Source organism: Stenotrophomonas sp. 3(2025) (assembly GCF_052665395.1).
This window is the reverse complement of record NZ_JBQOIF010000008.1, coordinates 125,488-141,400: the sequence shown is the minus strand read 5'-3', so window position 1 is coordinate 141,400 and position 15,913 is coordinate 125,488. Positions and strand designations below refer to the sequence as shown.

Below are 15,913 nucleotides of genomic sequence, written 5' to 3'. Positions count from 1 at the left end.
GTCTACGTATTAGCGGCCTGCAATCACTTGACGCTGAGCGCGGCCTTCAGTGCGGTGGTCTTGACCATGTCGCTGATCAGCTGCTTGGTCGGATCCCCCTTCAATGCGGCCTGCGCCACCACCTTCTGGTTGGCCTCCATGACCTCGATATAGGAATCATAGGATTTCATCCGTGCTTCCCAGCTCTGGGCAAGTGCGGCAATATCATTGGCGGTGCGGATCGATTCGCTGTCGGCACCCTGCACGGTGCCCTGATCGTTGTTGGTCAGGCGGATCTTGAGGATGCGGTTCAAGGAGTTGTTGATGCGCGGAACGGTCTGGGTCAGGAAATCGATCGCGTCGTTGTACTTACGGTTCTGCATCATCCGGATGTTGACGCAGATCTGCATCTGCTGCTCCTTCACATCCGCCTGCGGATTGAACACGAACACCTTGAAGGCGGACTCCAGGCTGAAGTCCAGCGCCTTGCCGCAGGTTTCGGCAACCAGATAGTTCGGCGCCACCGGCACCAGCGGCGCGCTGTCGGGCATGCCGAAGCTGTTCACCGCCGCCTGCACCTGGATCAGCGCCTGGCGATACTGCTCCAGCGTGCGGATCCAGCGGGTGTTCTGCTCGATGTACTCGGCCGCGTCCTGCGCTTTGGCCGCGTAGGCGGTCGCCTCAGTCTTGTAGGTGTTGATCTGATTGAGCAGATGCTGGATGAGACTGGTACCAGTCTCCTGCACGGGAATCCAGGCGCTGACATTGCCGGTGCCGAGCGCCATCATGGCTGCCACGGTCATCGCTGCAAGACGGGGCCCGCGGCGGCGGGGCGAGGAAGTTTGCTTGGTATTGTTCATATCAGTCTCCATTGATCGGAACTCGTAGTCTTCGGGCAGGCCGTCTCGCGGATCAGGTAACAGTGTCGCGCGCTGCGACAGCCGCCTTGCCCGAGCCCTTTCGATTCTTGTAGAAATCTTCAAGCCACTGTTCCGGCGTCAGTTCATCCACCGTCACTCGTGCGCGTACCGCAGCCGTCTGCAATACGCGATGCATGATGTCGATGTTGTCAGTGGACGCCGAGATCACCGACAGAATGTCGTCCATCCCGCGCAGGTTGAGCTGGCACACGCTGGACGCGTGACCCTGCTTGACCAGGAAGCAGCGCGAGCGCTCATCCAAGGCGGTGACCACCTTGAACTCGGCCTCGGTCAGCTTCAGGCCGTCCATGTAGTCGCTCTTGCTGGCGTTCGGGTTCGGAAGCAGGATCAACGTGGCAGTCTGCTCGATCAGCGCCGCCGAGATGTCGCTCTTCAGCGCGTCCTCCGGGCTCTGCGTCGCGAAAATGCCCAAGCCATTCTGCTTACGGATGGTCTTCTGCTTGTTCTTGGCGAATTCCTTCAGGCCACCCTCACCGTCCAGAATCTTCCAGAATTCGTCCATTACGTAGATCAACGGACGACCGTCGATCAGCGACTCCAGACGGTGCAGGAGGTAGTTGATGACCGGCACGCGCACTTCGGGGTTGTCGATGATGTCGGTGTAATCGAAACCGATGATGTTGGCCTTGCTCAGGTCCACGGTATCCACCGGGTTATCGAACACCCAGCCCAGCGAGTTGCCTGAGGTCCAGCGGCGCATACGCGCGTATAGCCCATCGTCCCCCATATTGGGCAGACTCTTCTGGAAGTTGGTCATGCTGCGCAGGTGCATCGGCGTGTCAAGCATGCTCTCGACAGCGCGGTAGATATCCTCTTCTTCGCGGGAGCTGTACTCACGCTTGCCTGCCAACACCTTGATCAGGTCGGCCAGGAACTGCACATTGCTTTCGTTGTTCTCGCACTGGAACGGATTGAAGCCGGTCGGCGCGCCGTTCTCCAGGGCCAGATAGTTACCACCACAAGCACGCACGAAGATCTCCGCGCCGCGGTCCTTGTCGAAGAAGAAGATGGTCGGCGATGGCTCGTACTTCTGCACCTGGCTGAGCAGGAAGTTGATCAGCGCGGTCTTACCGGTACCCGACTTACCGATCACCATGGTGTTGGCGATCGCCTTTTCACCCAGCGAGTTTTCCGACGGATGGGTGGCATGGAAGTTGAAGTAGTACGGCTGGCCGTTGGTCGTCTGCAACGTGGTGACGCAGTCGCCCCACGGATTGTTGTGCTGCTTGCCGGTGGCGAAGTTGTGCAGTGGCGACAGACCGAGGAAGTTCAGCGAGCTGACGTTGGCCAGGCGAGTGCGGAAGCGCCAGTTGGCCGGAATCTGCGAATAGAACGACGAGGTGACAGCCAAGTCTTCCTTGGTGGTCACGAAGCCGGCATTGGAAAGCTCGGCACGGGTGGTAGCCACGTTCTGGGACAGCTTGGCCTGGCTGTCGCCATAGACCGCCATGATGAAGTGGTACTCGCCCAGTACGAAGTTGCCAGATGACAGATGGTCCATCGCCTGGTCGAGCTCGACGATCTGGCTGACGGCCTTGTCACCGGAGGAAATCATCATGCCTTTGGTGCGGTCGAGCACCTTCAGCGCGTCCTGGCGCCCCATCGGGCTGAACGAATGGGTGATGACATACTCGAAGTCCAGATACTTCAGTCCATTGAGGATGCCCGGGTAGGTACCCTCGGCATACTCCTTGATGTTGAGGATGGCGCCGAAGTGATTGACGCCGTTGGGCGTGTTGATCACGAAGTCGCCGGTCTTGGCCGAGAACATGTGCCGGCTGACCGGCAGGTAGTCCTTCACTGGTGCCGACAGCACCGGCACGGGCTCATCGATGCGATTGATCAAGTAGCCGAAGAGCTCCAGGGTCTCGGAGAACACCACGCCATTCTTGGCTTCGTACATGCCCAGGCGGTACGGCGCGTAGTCGCGGATGACGGCTTCGACGTTGCCAGCCAGTTCCATCAGCTTCTCGACGGCCTGTTCCTGCTCGGCGCGGAGCTTGTCGACGTTGGCCGACTTCTCCACGAAGCGCTTGCCGGCCACTACCGGCCGGTAGAGCATGGTCAGGTACAGCTCGTTCTGCATGATGCGCTGCGAGGACAGCATGCCCATGTACTGGTCGGACACGTCCTGGTTGAAGCGCTGCTTGTAGCTGCTCTTGCCCTTCAACGTGCGGCGACGGCGGATGTCATGCACCCAGAAGGCGACGTTGACGAAATCCGGCGCGCGCAGCGTCTGCAGCAACCGATTGAAGGTGTTGTGCCGATGTTCCAGCTCCCACTCCTCGCGCCCCACGAACGGCAACCCTTCCAGGTGCCAGGTCAACAGATAGTCGCCGCCCGTGGTCTTCACCACATTCGGGGCTACATGCGAGGACAGAGGAATGAATTCGCTGATGGACGTATCTGGGCTGAACATACGACTGCTTCCAAAGGGTACTGCCGACGAAGATTCGGAGTGGACCAGGTGGGCGTCCGACGCCCACCTGGTCCGGTCCAGCCCTCAATCCATTCGGGCCGGTTTGTTGCGGTAATGATTCGGGTTGAACACCCACATTCCTTCGTGTTCCTGCACGTTGCGAACCCGGAGCTTGAACATCAGCCTCAGGCCCAGCAGCCGGAAGATCATTTCGTCACGCTTGGCCATCTGACGCATGATGAAGATGGCCACCGGAATGGTCAGCAGGAACCAGAAGTTCGTGTACATGCTCAAGAGCAGCAACCCGCCGGCCACCATAAAGAACGGCAGGTAGGGGACGCCCAGAAACATCGCTGGGCGTGTGCAACCCCGGAACAGAACGTTCTTATGCACTGTAGTACTGGATGGCGTTCTGGATGTGGAGGGCCATACCGCCAGCAGCGCCGCCGCCGCACTTGCCGTCGCTGCCATCACCCAGCAGCATGCGGGCGATCTGGCCTGCGGCACCGATCAGCACGCCGCCGATCAGGATCGACGCGACATCAGAGATGCGCTTGTGCGCGAACGCAATCTGGTAGCCGGCGAAGATGACCGCGATGGTCACCACGGCGATCGAGGCAATATTCAGCAGGCCATTGATGTTGTTGAAGAAGCCGCAGACCTTTTCGTCGGTGCCACCGAAATCGGTGGCGCCGGAGGCAAACACCTGCGGAGCAAACACGGCGCCAGCAAAGAAGGTGGCCATCAGCAGGGTCTTCAGCGTGCGCTGGGCCTGGACGAGGTCGAGATTGGATCGCTTCATGGATTGATTTCCTTGTTGATGGACTAACACAACTGAATCGACCAGCCGGGGGACTGGCCGTACCACGACTTCGTCAGAACACGAAGGCCGCATCCCCTGCGGGAATCTGTTGCACCGGCGCTGCCGCTGGCGCGTTGTATACGTTGCCGTTTCCCGCCACAGGTGCGTTCCGCTCGCTCCATGGGCGCAGCATGACCGGGGCATCGTCGCCGGCGACCGCTCCGGGAAGCTGCTGCGGCATGACAGGCACACCCTGCCCCTGCCTGACTTGCTGATTCTGCTGCGGATTCTGCTGCGGAATCTGCTGCGGCGACTGCGGATAGCCTGCGCCTGCCGGGCCTTCCGGCTGCATCATTCGATCCACCGAGCCCAGCACAACGCGTGACAGCGCCTGATCGGCAAGATTGACCAGACTGCTGCGCGCCATCGCACCGGTGGACGGATAGACGGTATAGGCTCGTGCCGGATCGTTGGACGGCACATACACCGGAGTACTGGCCTGGGCGACGATGCGTGCCTGTGCTGGAGACGCCCGTTGCGGGTGGTGCTCCACCTTGACGGTACGGCGCTCACCACGATTGATCACGTCGATCGGCGCAACGCCATTGGAGGCAACCTGCTGTCCACGACGGATCGAGTCATACACTTTCTGCACATAACCGTGGCGGAAGCCGGTTTCGAAGTTGCCCGAGTAGTAGCAACTGAACGACTTGCCCCAATCCTTGCCCGAGCGCTTGTAACACTCGGCCAGGATGCGCGAACCCGCCTGCAGGTTCGGGCACTGCTGGAAGGCCTTTTCGTACGAATCCAGGCCGTATTTGGCCAGATTGTAGCGATTGACCTGGGCCAGGCCGATCGAGAAGTTGTAACCCTTCTCCTCCAGCATGCGCACGGTGGCAAGGGCCTCGTCCAGCGCCTTGGGCTGGCGCGCCAGTGCACCACCGACCACGCCGATGGCGTAGGGGTTGCGCGAGGATTCCACATTGATGACGTGCTGCATGACGTCCATCGAGACGGCCATCTCGGGGCACGCCATCATTTCAAGTCCTGGCAACATCGCTCAGCCCTCCTGCCCCTGGGCGCGCCCAGGATTGAAATCGATACCGGTGATATAGCGCGAACCCGCATGCGCCTTGATATGCACGACGATGTCGATGGTCATCATCAACAGACGCTTGATGACATTGAATTCCAGACCCGAACCTTCGGTCGACGCCTTCACCATCAGCGCCAGCTGGTCCCAGGTCTGTTCCGGGCTGCCAGCGTGGCAGCTGGTGATCGAGCCGGGGTGACCAGACGCGCAATTACGGATGAAGTAGAACGCCTCATCGCCACGCAGCTCGGCGAGGATGATGCGTTCGGGCTTCATGCGCAGGCAGGCTTCCATGCAGCTCTTGGCCGTCACGTTGCTGGCACTCTGCCCGCCCTTGGAATAGAGCAGGTGCACGACATTGGGTTGAGTCAGAAACAGTTCGCGCGCATCTTCGATGGTGACCAGGCGCTCGCTGTCCGGAATATGGTTGACCAGCGCCTTCATGAAGGTGGTCTTGCCGCTACCGGTGGCGCCAGAGACGACGATGTTCTTGCGGTACATCACCGCACGCCTGAAGAACTCGGCGTACTCACGCTGCTGCCTCAGCTCCAGCAGTTCGCGATCCTGCTCGCTGAGGCTTCCATCCTGCTCAAGAATCTGGTTGAAGAAACCATCTTCGTGATACTGGGTAAGTGACTTGGTGTGCTTGGACGGCAGACGGATCGTGATCGACACCTTGCCCGCATCGCAGGCAGGCGGGATCACGAACTGTGCACGCTGCCCGGTCGGGAAGGTCAGCGACACAACCGGGTCGGCATCGGTAATGCGCTGACCAGTGTTGCTCTCGTTGACCACCGCGGTGCAGAACTGCCGGGCCCGTTCGAACGTCAGGCCCGGCACATCCACGTGCTGCCACCCTGCCCGCGTCTCCAGGTACAGCTCGCCCGGACGGTTGATGCAGATTTCCGTCACGTCAGGCGAAGTCATGTACTCGGCGATGCCCAGCACTTCGTACTGATAGCGCAGGAAATCGCTGGAGACGAGGGCGAGGGGCGACACTTCGGCGTCCATGAGGGTTCCGGGTTACCGGCGCGGGTTCAGCACGCCGGTGAAGTCAACGTCCTTTGCGACGTAGACATTCACGATCGTGCCCTGGTTGATGGTGACAGTCGGCGGACGACGACCTTCGCTGAGGGCCTCATTGGCCAAGCGCTCCATGGTGCGCGCGGTGGCGCTCTCATAGGGCGAGCGGACAGCGAAGCCGTTGCTGGCGACGGTGGTCGACTCTGGACCGTGCTCTGCGGCAGCGTATTTGAAGGCGTCAGCAATCAGGCTGATCATCAGGGCCGACGCGATGCGACTACCCCAGTGAGCGCTGTACTGACCCGGATGACCGGCGCCACCCAGCTGGTCCACGCCAGGACTCGACATGGCCACGTCGATGCCGTTCGGGGTCGTGATGCGATCCCAGATGACTTCCACGCGCTTCCCGGTTGGGCCGCCACCGTATGCACCATAGATCTTCGAACCCTTCGGCAGCAGCAGGTTGCGGCCGTTGATCGAATAGACCGGCTCGGTCACCAGGCAGGAGGTATAGCCGGCGATATCGGTGATGATGCGGGTTTCCAGCACGCAGCGCAGATAGGTGCCGCGCACCAGCAGGGCATCCGGGCTGCGGATGAAGCTGGCGCTGGACACGTCTTCCACGTCCGGTCCGCGACGGACCTTTGCCGGCGCCGCCTGGTTGTTGGGCAGCTGGGCCAGCATGGCACGAGTGTACTCATCCATGCCGCGGCCGCCATTGCCCCCGTTGCCATCCTGTCCATCACCACCACCCACCCCGCTCCCGGAGCCGATGCGACGGTCCAGCAAAGTCGGGCCACGGTCCATCTCGCGTGCCGAATCGGACTGGGGAACGAACAGCGGGGTGGAATCCAGCGGCGGCGGCGGCGGTAGCGGCGGCACCATCTGGATCGGATCGGCAGCAACCTGCGGCGGTGGTGTAGCCGTCGGCAGCTCAGGCGTCACTGCGCGCGCGGTCTTGTTGACGTCCGCCGGGGCATCCTTGTCTTCCTGCCCCTTGCGGAACAGCAGGAAGCCCATGACCACCAGCAGCACCACGATGCCGCCCAGGAACAGCAGCGCCTTGCGGTTCAGGCGTTGTTCCTCGGCCGAGCGCAGCTGCGGTGCACCAGCGTCCAGATCCGGCGCAGGGCCGGCCTGGGTGTTGCCGAAATAGGGATTGGACGACGCCTCGGGCGCAGCGCCAGAAACGCTGCCGTACGGGCTCTGGCTATCGTCGCGCCCGTTGTTTGGATCGCTTCCGGGAGTGTTCTGCTGGCTCATTTCTTCACGTTCCTTCGCAGACCAACGACGAAATCGCCGTGGCGGATGACCAGGTACGGGTAGGTCCCGTGGACGATCAAGGTGTTGCCTTCAACGGTGGTGTTGACCACGAAATCCTCGCCGTACTCTTTCTCACGGCCGAATACGGCCGGGAAAATGCCGGTCTTGTACTCCGGCGAGTTCGGAAGTTTCAGGTAGGTGAAACGACCATCGTCGTACGCGTTGACCGGAATCAGCCACCCCATCTTCTTCGCCTTGCTGGTCGAATAGGAGTAGTTGAAGTTGTACTGGCGATCCTTGGCCAACTCTGTGCTCAACAGCGGCTGCGCCTCTTCCTCCACGGCCTCCTGGGCAACACCGAACACGGTGTCGTTCGGGTAGCTGAAGGCGATCTTGTACTGCACGCCGGCACGACGGGCCTGCTCGAGCTGGCGCCAATCGGTCGCCACCACTTTCAGTTCGAAGATGTACGAATGGGTCTCGGTGCGCACCATCATGTTGGTGTCGACATCGACGTTTTTCGGCTTGATGTAGAACACGTTCTCGCGGCGGGTCAGCTCCCAGCCGCTGCTGAAGCCGGTGCTGTAGTCGAGGATCTTCTCGTTCGGGCTCAGCTCGATCTGGGTGGTCAGGCCCAGGCCGGTGCGAACCGGATAGATGCGGTCCTTCTCATACTCGTAATGGTCTACCGCCTGTGCCATCGCCGCGGTGGAAAACACCAGCGACAGCAACGACAGCAGCGCCAATGCGCTCCCCCTGACTTTTCGACTACTCATCGGTTGCTTGCTCCATCAGCATTTCCGGTGGAATTGTTCGGCGCCGGCGGCATGGCCTGCCCCTGCTGCATCGGTTGCCCCTGCATCGGCTGGCCTTGCATCGGTTGGCCCTGCATCGGCTGGCCTTGCATCGGCTGCCCCTGCTCATTGACTGGCACTGCCACAGGTTGGCCCGTTGCAGGATCAATCATGGTTGCCGCGGCAGGGTTGTTCGGATCATAGATGCCCTGTGCCTGCTGCGCGGCCTGCTGCGCGGCCTGCTGCGCCTGCGCCTGCGCCTGCATCGCGCCATCGTCCGGCACCGGCACGCCACGTGCGTAATCGTTGTCCACGCGGTATTCGGTGACCTGGAAGGCCAGCGGATTGAGTACACGATCCTGTTCGGACAACGCCAGGTTCTGGTTGTACTCGAAGCGCATCGTCACCAGCTGGTTGTCCAGATAGGTCGCCGCGCCACTGCGCTTGTCGAGCAGGCTGCGCTGGATGCGCACCGAAGCGCCGCGGAAACTGCCGTTCGCCTCAGTACCCAAGGGGGTGATGCTGAGGATCTTGACCCGGATCGCTTTCTCGCGACCGTACATCACGAACGGGTTTTGCGGGTTGTTGCCGGCATAGCGCTGACGCATGCTCTGGGCGACAGGACCGCTGGACATCACAAACACCAGCTCCCAGTCGCGCAGGCCCATCACCGCCGAGTCGTACGACTCACGCGCCAGCACGTACTGGGCGACATTGCTGCGGTTGACTGCTTCGTTGCTGGTGATCGTCTCGCCCTGGAACGTGCCGCGCAGGCGCGCAACCGTTGCCGTACCGGTATAGGCATCAGCCATCACCAGGAACGGCACCTTCTCCTTCAACGGCAGCATGTAGTAGTAGCCACCGGCCAGCGCCAGCGACATCAGCAACGAACCGGTGGCGACCCACCAGGCACGGCGCTCGCTGCGCCGGGCCATGTCGGCCACGGTGATCTCGTAGCTGACCGCCTTGGCGACCGACTGCTCGACCTTGGGGCTGTTGCCTGCATCCTTCTTGCGGAACATGGGTTCTTCCGTACTGCTGAAACATCAATGGGCGCGACGCCCCTGCGCCAGGCGCGGGGTGCGGCACGTTCGATGATTTCGACGCGGTCTCAGCTGCCGCTGCTGGCTTCGGGATCCTGGGCCGACGCGGTCGGCGTCGATCCAGCGCTCTGCACGACGATCTGGTTGCCGACGATGGAGACGGAAACGCCCTGCGCCGCATAGGCCGCCGTGAGATCGATCACGGCCTGCTGTGCGTTGGTGGTGTCGATCTCCGACACCGCGCCATACAGGGTGAAATCCGAACTGAGGCGATAGTCCAGCGTGCGGCCGGAATCCTTGGCCCAGCGCTCGAGCATGGCCTTCAGCGTGCGATCCATTGGCGACGCCTGATAGACGTAGCTGGAGTACAGCGGAATCTCGGTCGGAGCCGTCGCGAAACGGTTGACCGGCTTCCAGCGTCCTCCGAAGTCGGGGGCGGGCTTGGTGGCACAACCGGCCACCATCAACGCCGCCACTGCGGCGATGGACATTTTTGCAATAAACGCCTGATTCATACGGGCTTCACTTTGACGTACGAAAAAGCAGTCCCGATGTTGGTCCCTTGGTCGTCCGGCACTGCGCGATGCACGCCGGAAACGTAACGAATGCACTGCTTAACAGCACATGGGCACGGTTCCCCTGCAGCTCGAAAGCTGCCAACCAAGTCGCGTGAAGCAACCTCATCCGAGGCCCCTTTCACGCACCCTCACCAACGTCGGAACCATCCCTGTTCCCATGGCTGAAACTCCTGGCCACTCTGAAAGCATGACGAATCACACAGATCCGCAAGCCACGCATAGAGTCGCACAACTACGCGTCAATTCGATGTCAGACAAATCTGAATTTTGACCAACGTATGGCGTTTCTTTGACGCGCCTCACTAATTCACTTCCGTGAACGCGTGCATCCGTCACACTTTCAAGGCTTCAACTTAGACATCAAGCATCGGCACGTCAACCTTTGGCAGTAGACGTGACGTGAAATAGCGGTCCTTGTAATAGCGAATCTTGTCGCACTTGACCGGATGTGGGATGCCTTCGTACAGGAAGACTTCCTTGTCCGGCCCCATGGCCTTGAGCTCCTGCGGCAGCATCAGCGCGCGACGCTCCTCGGTGAAGCTATGGGTCTTTTCACGCGCGTGGGTGACGTTCTTCTTGCGGATGGTGGTGTAGCCCAGCATGTCCGAATAGTCGTTGGCGTCCTGCTGTTCGCGCGGGGCGTACAGGATCTGCAGCGCATGGTTGGTGATGATCGTGCGCGAGACCTCGCGGCCATAGGTGGCATCGAGCTGCGACATGCTCTGGATGATGGGCAGCAGGCGCACGTTGTAACCGGCCATGTAGGACACCGCCGAGGCGATGATTTCGACCTTGCCGATCGAGGTGAATTCGTCCATCAACAACAGGCACTGGTACTTCAGGTCCGGATTGGACTTGGGCAGTTCCTTGGTGTTGAGGTTGATCAGCTGGCTGAAGAACAGGTTGATGATCAATCGGCTTTCGGCCAGCTTGTTGGGCTGGATGCCGATGTAGATGGTCATCTTCTTCTTGCGCACGTCGGTGAGCAGGAAGTCGTTGGTGCTGGTGGCCTTGTCCAGGACCGGGTTGATCCAGGGGTTCAGCGGTTCCTTGAAGGTACCCAGTATCGAGGCGAAGGTCTCGTCGGCCTGGGACAGCATGTTGGCGAATGCCGAGCGCGCGTTGCTGCTGAGGAATGGGCGCTCGGACAGGCCCTTGAGGAACTTCTTCAGGTCGCTGCCATCGCCGGAGGACAGGCGGTAGACCGCACCCAGGGTCGGCGTGCCCTGCCCGCCCGGGAAGCCGCTGCTGCGCTCGTCATCCCAGTTCTCGAACAGGTACAGGGTGAAGGCGATGAAAGCATTACGCGCCTGGCTGATCCAGAACTTCTGGTCTTCCGAGCCATCGGGATACAGCATCGCGCCGATGCTCATCAGGTCCGAGACACGGAACGCCGGGTCGTCGGAGACATAGCTGAGCGGGTTCCAGCGATGGGTGCGGCGATCTTCGGCGAAGGGGTTGAACAGGTAGATCTCCTGCCCCTGGCTGGCGCGCCAACCACTGGTCAGGTCGAAGTTTTCCTGCTTGATGTCCAGCACCACCAGCGATTCGCCGTACTCCAGCAGGTTCGGGATGACCACGCCGACGCCCTTGCCCGAACGGGTCGGGGCCGCCAGGATCACGAACTGCTGCCCGTCCAGGCGCACCAGCTTGCCGCCATGGCTGCCGACCACGATGCTCTGGCCGCTCTTCTTGAACATGCCATGCTTGGCCAGATCGGCGCTGGTGGCAAAGCGCGCGTCGCCGTGCAGCGAGCGCTTGTCCTTCTTCAGCAGCATGACCAGGCCGACGATGGCCAGCACCAGCAGCGGCAGGCCGAAGCCGAGGTAGCCGGCCCATTTGATCTTGCCCACGAACGGGGCAACCTGCGGCTGGCCGATGGCGTGGAAATACTGGTAATAGGTATTCCAGGTGAGCAGCTTGGTATCCAGACCAAGCAGCAGCAGCGTCAGGTAACCGGAAAGCACGAACCCAAGCAGCAGGGTCGCCAGCGTGATGATGGCGATGAGCAGATACTTCTTACTGGACAACACCCGAATCCTCCATGATGCGCCCGAGGGCGCGACGGCTTAGCGGCGGCGTCGCTGCGACGCCTTCCTCCGCAGGTTGACTTCATTCTCCAGCCCGGGCTCCACGCCCTCTTCCCGCACCAGTTCCTCAAGGTACCGGCGCGCATCGGCCAACGACATCAGGTCGGTCAGACGTTCCCCACCGTCGACGATGACCGCATGGCCGACCACATCGCCGGGAGCGTACACCGGCTCGTGGGTCACCGCTACCAGACGGAAGCGGCCGCGTAGTTCCAGCTGATGGGTGTATTCCTGCATGTCTCATCTCCCTGATGGAATCCAGATGCCATTCCTGCAGCGTCCGATGATGCCTGCACGGCCGTGGTGGCGGCATGCAGACAGTCCGTACGACAATACACGCTTGCACCGGGGAGATCGCAATGGACTGGGTAGCACGTGCACGCATGCTGGCGCTGGAGGCCCATGCCGGCCAGGTCGACAAGGCGGGACACCCCTACATCGGCCACGTTGGCCGGGTGGCCGCTGCCGTGCGCGGCGATGATGAAGCCGAGGCGGTGGCCTGGCTGCATGATGTGATCGAGGACTGCCCGGCCTTCGCTGGGCGGGTGCAGGCCTTTCCCGCCCCGTTGCAGGACGCGGTCCGGCTGCTGAGCCGGACGTCTGCGGCGGATGCCGACACGTACTACGCACGAATTTCGGCGGATCCGCTGGCACTGAAGGTCAAGCTGGCCGACATCGCCGACAATGCCGATGAAGCGCGGCTGGTATCGCTGGATGCCGCCACCGCCGAGCGCCTGCGTGACAAGTATCGACGGGCCCTGGCGGCGCTTGGCCAGCCGGCCACGCCGGCAGCACCACCCATCGAACACTGATTTACCCCCAGCCCGGCTGATGCCTGTTGCGGTGCAGCAGTACAATGGGGCGCTTCCCCGCCCCTTTGCGCCCCCGAATGAGCCCCAATTCCCCCCTGGCCGCTCGGCTGACGCCGCGCCAGCGCACCCTGATCATCCTCGCCCTGTCATTGGGCGGCTTTGCCATCGGCACCAGCGAATTCGCCAGCATGGGCCTGATGCTGGAGATCAGCCGCGGCCTGTCGATCAGCGAGACGCAGGTCGGCCACCTGATCAGCGCATACGCCATCGGCGTGGTGGTGGGCGCACCGATCCTGGCCTTCGTCGGCGCAAGCTTCCCGCGCCGCAAGCTGCTGCTGGCGCTGATGGGGTTCTATGCCGTCGGCAATCTGGCCAGCGCGTTGGCGCCGAACTACGGCACGATGCTGGTGGCGCGCTTCGTCGCTGGCCTGCCGCATGGTGCCTACTTCGGCGTGGCGATGCTGGTGGCCGCAGCGATCAGCCCGGCCGGCCAGCGCGGGCAAGCGATGTCGCGCGTGCTGTTGGGGCTGTCGGTGGCGATCCTGATCGGCAATCCGCTGACTACCTGGCTGGGCCAGCAGCTGAGCTGGCGCACTGCCTTCGCCCTGGTCAGCGTGCTGGCCATCGCCACGGTGTCGATGATCGCGCGCTTCCTGCTGCCCGATCCGGATGAGGTGCGGACCTCGCCGATGCGCGAGCTGCGGGCATTCAACACCACCCAGGTTTGGCTGGCGCTGTCGATCGGTGCGGTGGGCTTTGCCGGCATGTTCTGCGTGTTCACCTACCTGGCACCGACCCTGGTGCAGGTGACCGGCGTGGCCGAATCGTGGATGCCGCTGGCGGTGGGCGTGTTCGGCATCGGCGCGATCATCGGCAACATCGCCGGCGGCTGGCTGGTCGACAAATTCCACTTCAAGGCCGCCGCCGTGGTGCTGGTGTGGTCGATCGTGATGCTGCTGCTGTACCCGCTTGCTGCAGAATCGGTGTGGACCATTGGACCGATGATCATCACCGTGGGCACGATGGGCGCCCTGGCTGCGGTGTTGCAGACGCGCCTGATGGACGTGGCCGGCGAGGCGCAGACCCTGGCCGCCGCCTCCAACCATGCGGCGTTCAACACCGCCAATGCACTCGGCCCGTGGCTGGGCGGCATGGCGATCAGCGCCGGCTTCAGCCCGGCCACCACCGGTTACGTCGGTGCGGCGACGGCGGTCGGCGGCCTGCTGCTGTGGTGCGTGTCGGTGATGCTGGAGAAGCGCAGGGTTGCCATCGCCGGCAGCCGCTGAACTGCGCACGGTTCGTCAGCCGTCGCCCAGGCGACGGTGTTGCCCTGGAGGCAACAGGTAGCACCGCACTGGCAGCGGCTGCACACCGAACCTACCGCAGGCAATAGCTGAAGCGTTCGTCCAGTGCCATGGCCTCATCCTGGCGCTGCACCCGCTCAAGCACGTCGACGATCTGCTGGAAGCGAGGCCCCAGCGCCTCTCTGGAAACCTGATGGCCGCTCCAGGTCAGCTGCAGCGGTCGCTCGACGCTGGCACTCAGCAGATCCCAGAGGGCGTCGAGATTGTTCCCATAACCGCGCTCGACACCCAGTGCGAGCGCCAGCGTCTCGTGGAATGCCCGCTCGCTGTGGATGCGGTTGCCGTCCAGTTCGATGTCCATTGCAGGCTACTCCGTTGCCAGCGGCGAGTGGAAATTCAACCTGCATGCTATCCCAGCCGCATGCGCAGTCCTGAAGCGTAGCAGCGGACCTCGTTGACTTCGCCACCGCGCTGGCCTGACAGCCTCATCACGGTGGGAAAACGAGGATGGAGACACCTGTCTGCAACCGAGAACACCATGCCGGACACCGGCCACTTCGCCATCCATGCCTTCGAGGCCGCGTTCAACATTTCCGGCGACGTGGAGCGCATCATTTCGCTTACCGTGTCATGCCGTCATTGTGCGGAAATCACCTGCGCCCAGGACGCAAACCTGTTGCACCTGCCGGGCGGTACCCTGTTCCGTTGTGATGCCTGTGGCTGCCATCAGGCCATCAGCAATGCGCGCCTTTCGGACTGGCAACTGCCGCCCCTGCTGGGCGTATGAGGACGTACCATGCCGTTGACTGAAGAACAGCTCACCATCCTGCGCGCCATTGCCGATGCGCGCCCAGTAGGAAGCGATGCAGCGACGTGGGCCGTGAAGGAAGGCCTGGCGGTGCAGGCGGAAGATGCGGATATCGATCTGACCCCGCGTGGGCGCGACAGGCTGGCCTCCCAACCGGCGCGCTGACCGGGCAGCACTGGCAGGCAGCATGCACATGCGGTGGTCAGCTCATCACGGCATGTGCGCGCTGGCGGTGCGACGAACACGCGGCGTAGATCCGCCTTGCTGCAGAGTTGCGCACGCCCTCTCCCAAAGCGCGACACAGCCCTCATGCACCGCCAGCTTTCCCCCACCTGCCACGATGCGATTGCCCTGCGGGCCGGCGCGCTGGGCAGCGTCCTGGGCGTGGCGCTGTTCAAGGCCTTTGCACTCTCCGCGGCGGCGGCAGGCTCGATGATGACGGTGGCGCTGTGGCTGCTGGGGTGTGCTGTGTTGGCTGCATGGGCGCTGGCGGCCTGCCTGACCTGCCTGGCCTTGAGCCGGCGCGTGTTCGTGCTGATGCTCGCGCTGTCGACGGTGTTCCTGATCTGCATTGCCTGATTGTGCAGCGGGCAACCCTTGAGCACTTCCACAATTGTTACTCAATAACAAGTGCTGCCAGTCGGATTGCGCGTGAGTCAGGTCACGGATTGAATTCGATGGCCAGACCGGCCCTCTTGAGATCCCCCCATGCGCCTCCTGCAGCCCCTGCTCCGCTCCGCCCTCTGTGTCCTTGCACTCGTTTCGATCAGCGCCTGTGCCACCTATGATGACTCGGCCATGCACGCAGCCTGCCAGGAGTCGCCGCATGTGAAGGACCTGCCGCCTGAGGTTGCCGCCCGCGAAAGCCGATGCAGCAAGAGCATTGAGGTCTGGTCGAGCGAACGCAAAGGCAGTGACCAGCCGCTGGACCTGAGCGGCAAGAAGAAGGATCTCTGAAAGACGG

At 62.3% G+C, this 15,913-nt stretch carries 19 protein-coding genes; 6 read left to right on the top strand and 13 right to left on the bottom strand.

The window, feature by feature from the left end:
- Positions 1-23: 23 nt before the first annotated feature.
- The 12 genes from ACUXVE_RS08695 to ACUXVE_RS08640 all read right to left on the bottom strand — a co-directional run bounded on the left by ACUXVE_RS08695 (position 24) and on the right by ACUXVE_RS08640 (position 12,262).
- A complete protein-coding gene (locus tag ACUXVE_RS08695) occupies positions 24-962 on the bottom strand; it encodes a hypothetical protein (protein WP_445514226.1) in 939 nt (312 codons plus the stop codon).
- Positions 892-3,339: a VirB4 family type IV secretion/conjugal transfer ATPase gene (locus ACUXVE_RS08690; protein ID WP_154880786.1), complete on the bottom strand. Its 2,448-nt coding sequence runs from the start codon at positions 3,337-3,339 to the stop codon at positions 892-894. Before ACUXVE_RS08690 ends, ACUXVE_RS08695 begins: the two co-directional genes overlap by 71 nt.
- Positions 3,340-3,423: 84 nt before the next feature.
- Positions 3,424-3,732, bottom strand: coding sequence for a type IV secretion system protein VirB3 (locus ACUXVE_RS08685; RefSeq protein WP_154880788.1), 309 nt, complete (start codon positions 3,730-3,732; stop codon positions 3,424-3,426).
- On the bottom strand, positions 3,725-4,141 hold the full coding sequence (locus tag ACUXVE_RS08680; protein ID WP_222389030.1) for a TrbC/VirB2 family protein: 417 nt from the start codon (positions 4,139-4,141) through the stop codon (positions 3,725-3,727). Before ACUXVE_RS08680 ends, ACUXVE_RS08685 begins: the two co-directional genes overlap by 8 nt.
- A 73-nt stretch (positions 4,142-4,214) precedes the next feature.
- Positions 4,215-5,198 carry a lytic transglycosylase domain-containing protein gene (locus tag ACUXVE_RS08675; RefSeq protein WP_445514225.1) on the bottom strand — a complete coding sequence of 328 codons (984 nt, stop codon included), beginning with the start codon at positions 5,196-5,198 and terminating at the stop codon, positions 4,215-4,217.
- A gap of 3 nt (positions 5,199-5,201) precedes the next feature.
- Complete coding sequence (gene virB11 / locus ACUXVE_RS08670) at positions 5,202-6,245, bottom strand: P-type DNA transfer ATPase VirB11 (protein ID WP_132824812.1); 1,044 nt, start codon at positions 6,243-6,245, stop codon at positions 5,202-5,204.
- 12 nt (positions 6,246-6,257) lie between these two features.
- Complete coding sequence (locus tag ACUXVE_RS08665; RefSeq protein WP_445514224.1) at positions 6,258-7,520, bottom strand: TrbI/VirB10 family protein; 1,263 nt, start codon at positions 7,518-7,520, stop codon at positions 6,258-6,260.
- Positions 7,517-8,296, bottom strand: a complete 780-nt coding sequence (locus ACUXVE_RS08660; protein WP_176020365.1) for a TrbG/VirB9 family P-type conjugative transfer protein — start codon at positions 8,294-8,296, stop codon at positions 7,517-7,519. The genes ACUXVE_RS08665 and ACUXVE_RS08660 overlap by 4 nt, the downstream gene beginning before the upstream one ends.
- Positions 8,293-9,336, bottom strand: coding sequence for a virB8 family protein (locus ACUXVE_RS08655; protein ID WP_445514223.1), 1,044 nt, complete (start codon positions 9,334-9,336; stop codon positions 8,293-8,295). The genes ACUXVE_RS08660 and ACUXVE_RS08655 overlap by 4 nt, the downstream gene beginning before the upstream one ends.
- An 89-nt stretch (positions 9,337-9,425) precedes the next feature.
- Positions 9,426-9,872 carry a hypothetical protein gene (locus tag ACUXVE_RS08650; protein ID WP_025878721.1) on the bottom strand — a complete coding sequence of 149 codons (447 nt, stop codon included), beginning with the start codon at positions 9,870-9,872 and terminating at the stop codon, positions 9,426-9,428.
- A gap of 416 nt (positions 9,873-10,288) precedes the next feature.
- Complete coding sequence (locus ACUXVE_RS08645) at positions 10,289-11,968, bottom strand: type IV secretory system conjugative DNA transfer family protein (protein WP_445514222.1); 1,680 nt, start codon at positions 11,966-11,968, stop codon at positions 10,289-10,291.
- Between the two features lie 36 nt (positions 11,969-12,004).
- Positions 12,005-12,262: a hypothetical protein gene (locus tag ACUXVE_RS08640; protein ID WP_025878723.1), complete on the bottom strand. Its 258-nt coding sequence runs from the start codon at positions 12,260-12,262 to the stop codon at positions 12,005-12,007.
- Positions 12,263-12,384: 122 nt separating this feature from the next.
- On the opposite strand from ACUXVE_RS08640, the gene ACUXVE_RS08635 reads away from it, so the two are divergent.
- Together ACUXVE_RS08635 and ACUXVE_RS08630 are read left to right on the top strand one after the other, a co-directional pair.
- On the top strand, positions 12,385-12,837 hold the full coding sequence (locus tag ACUXVE_RS08635; RefSeq protein ID WP_445514221.1) for a phosphohydrolase: 453 nt from the start codon (positions 12,385-12,387) through the stop codon (positions 12,835-12,837).
- Between the two features lie 77 nt (positions 12,838-12,914).
- A complete protein-coding gene (locus tag ACUXVE_RS08630) occupies positions 12,915-14,123 on the top strand; it encodes an MFS transporter (protein WP_445514220.1) in 1,209 nt (402 codons plus the stop codon).
- A gap of 91 nt (positions 14,124-14,214) precedes the next feature.
- On the opposite strand, the gene ACUXVE_RS08625 is transcribed toward ACUXVE_RS08630, so the two are convergent.
- Complete coding sequence (locus tag ACUXVE_RS08625; RefSeq protein WP_222389009.1) at positions 14,215-14,502, bottom strand: barstar family protein; 288 nt, start codon at positions 14,500-14,502, stop codon at positions 14,215-14,217.
- 177 nt (positions 14,503-14,679) lie between these two features.
- Between ACUXVE_RS08625 and ACUXVE_RS08620 the strand changes: the two genes are divergently transcribed.
- From ACUXVE_RS08620 to ACUXVE_RS08605, 4 genes are all read left to right on the top strand, one after another.
- Positions 14,680-14,928: a hypothetical protein gene (locus ACUXVE_RS08620; protein ID WP_025878727.1), complete on the top strand. Its 249-nt coding sequence runs from the start codon at positions 14,680-14,682 to the stop codon at positions 14,926-14,928.
- Between the two features lie 9 nt (positions 14,929-14,937).
- Positions 14,938-15,114 (top strand): hypothetical protein, encoded by a 177-nt coding sequence (locus ACUXVE_RS08615; RefSeq protein ID WP_222389008.1) that lies wholly within the window; start codon positions 14,938-14,940, stop codon positions 15,112-15,114.
- A gap of 144 nt (positions 15,115-15,258) precedes the next feature.
- On the top strand, positions 15,259-15,528 hold the full coding sequence (locus ACUXVE_RS08610) for a hypothetical protein (protein ID WP_132824804.1): 270 nt from the start codon (positions 15,259-15,261) through the stop codon (positions 15,526-15,528).
- A gap of 129 nt (positions 15,529-15,657) precedes the next feature.
- On the top strand, positions 15,658-15,906 hold the full coding sequence (locus tag ACUXVE_RS08605; RefSeq protein ID WP_445514219.1) for a hypothetical protein: 249 nt from the start codon (positions 15,658-15,660) through the stop codon (positions 15,904-15,906).
- Positions 15,907-15,913: the final 7 nt, after the last annotated feature.

Excerpts from the sequence above, each read along its gene's own strand:
- ACUXVE_RS08690 (WP_154880786.1), bottom strand. The coding sequence starts at position 3,339 with ATGTTCAGCCCAGATACGTCCATCAGCGAATTCATTCCTCTGTCCTCG.
- ACUXVE_RS08680 (WP_222389030.1), bottom strand. The coding sequence starts at position 4,141 with ATGAAGCGATCCAATCTCGACCTCGTCCAGGCCCAGCGCACGCTGAAG.
- ACUXVE_RS08675 (WP_445514225.1), bottom strand. The coding sequence starts at position 5,198 with ATGTTGCCAGGACTTGAAATGATGGCGTGCCCCGAGATGGCCGTCTCG.
- virB11 (WP_132824812.1), bottom strand. The coding sequence starts at position 6,245 with ATGGACGCCGAAGTGTCGCCCCTCGCCCTCGTCTCCAGCGATTTCCTG.
- ACUXVE_RS08665 (WP_445514224.1), bottom strand. The coding sequence starts at position 7,520 with ATGAGCCAGCAGAACACTCCCGGAAGCGATCCAAACAACGGGCGCGAC.
- ACUXVE_RS08660 (WP_176020365.1), bottom strand. The coding sequence starts at position 8,296 with ATGAGTAGTCGAAAAGTCAGGGGGAGCGCATTGGCGCTGCTGTCGTTG.
- ACUXVE_RS08655 (WP_445514223.1), bottom strand. The coding sequence starts at position 9,336 with ATGTTCCGCAAGAAGGATGCAGGCAACAGCCCCAAGGTCGAGCAGTCG.
- ACUXVE_RS08650 (WP_025878721.1), bottom strand. The coding sequence starts at position 9,872 with ATGAATCAGGCGTTTATTGCAAAAATGTCCATCGCCGCAGTGGCGGCG.
- ACUXVE_RS08640 (WP_025878723.1), bottom strand. The coding sequence starts at position 12,262 with ATGCAGGAATACACCCATCAGCTGGAACTACGCGGCCGCTTCCGTCTG.
- ACUXVE_RS08635 (WP_445514221.1), top strand. The coding sequence starts at position 12,385 with ATGGACTGGGTAGCACGTGCACGCATGCTGGCGCTGGAGGCCCATGCC.
- ACUXVE_RS08630 (WP_445514220.1), top strand. The coding sequence starts at position 12,915 with ATGAGCCCCAATTCCCCCCTGGCCGCTCGGCTGACGCCGCGCCAGCGC.
- ACUXVE_RS08625 (WP_222389009.1), bottom strand. The coding sequence starts at position 14,502 with ATGGACATCGAACTGGACGGCAACCGCATCCACAGCGAGCGGGCATTC.
- ACUXVE_RS08620 (WP_025878727.1), top strand. The coding sequence starts at position 14,680 with ATGCCGGACACCGGCCACTTCGCCATCCATGCCTTCGAGGCCGCGTTC.
- ACUXVE_RS08615 (WP_222389008.1), top strand. The coding sequence starts at position 14,938 with ATGCCGTTGACTGAAGAACAGCTCACCATCCTGCGCGCCATTGCCGAT.
- ACUXVE_RS08610 (WP_132824804.1), top strand. The coding sequence starts at position 15,259 with ATGCACCGCCAGCTTTCCCCCACCTGCCACGATGCGATTGCCCTGCGG.
- ACUXVE_RS08605 (WP_445514219.1), top strand. The coding sequence starts at position 15,658 with ATGCGCCTCCTGCAGCCCCTGCTCCGCTCCGCCCTCTGTGTCCTTGCA.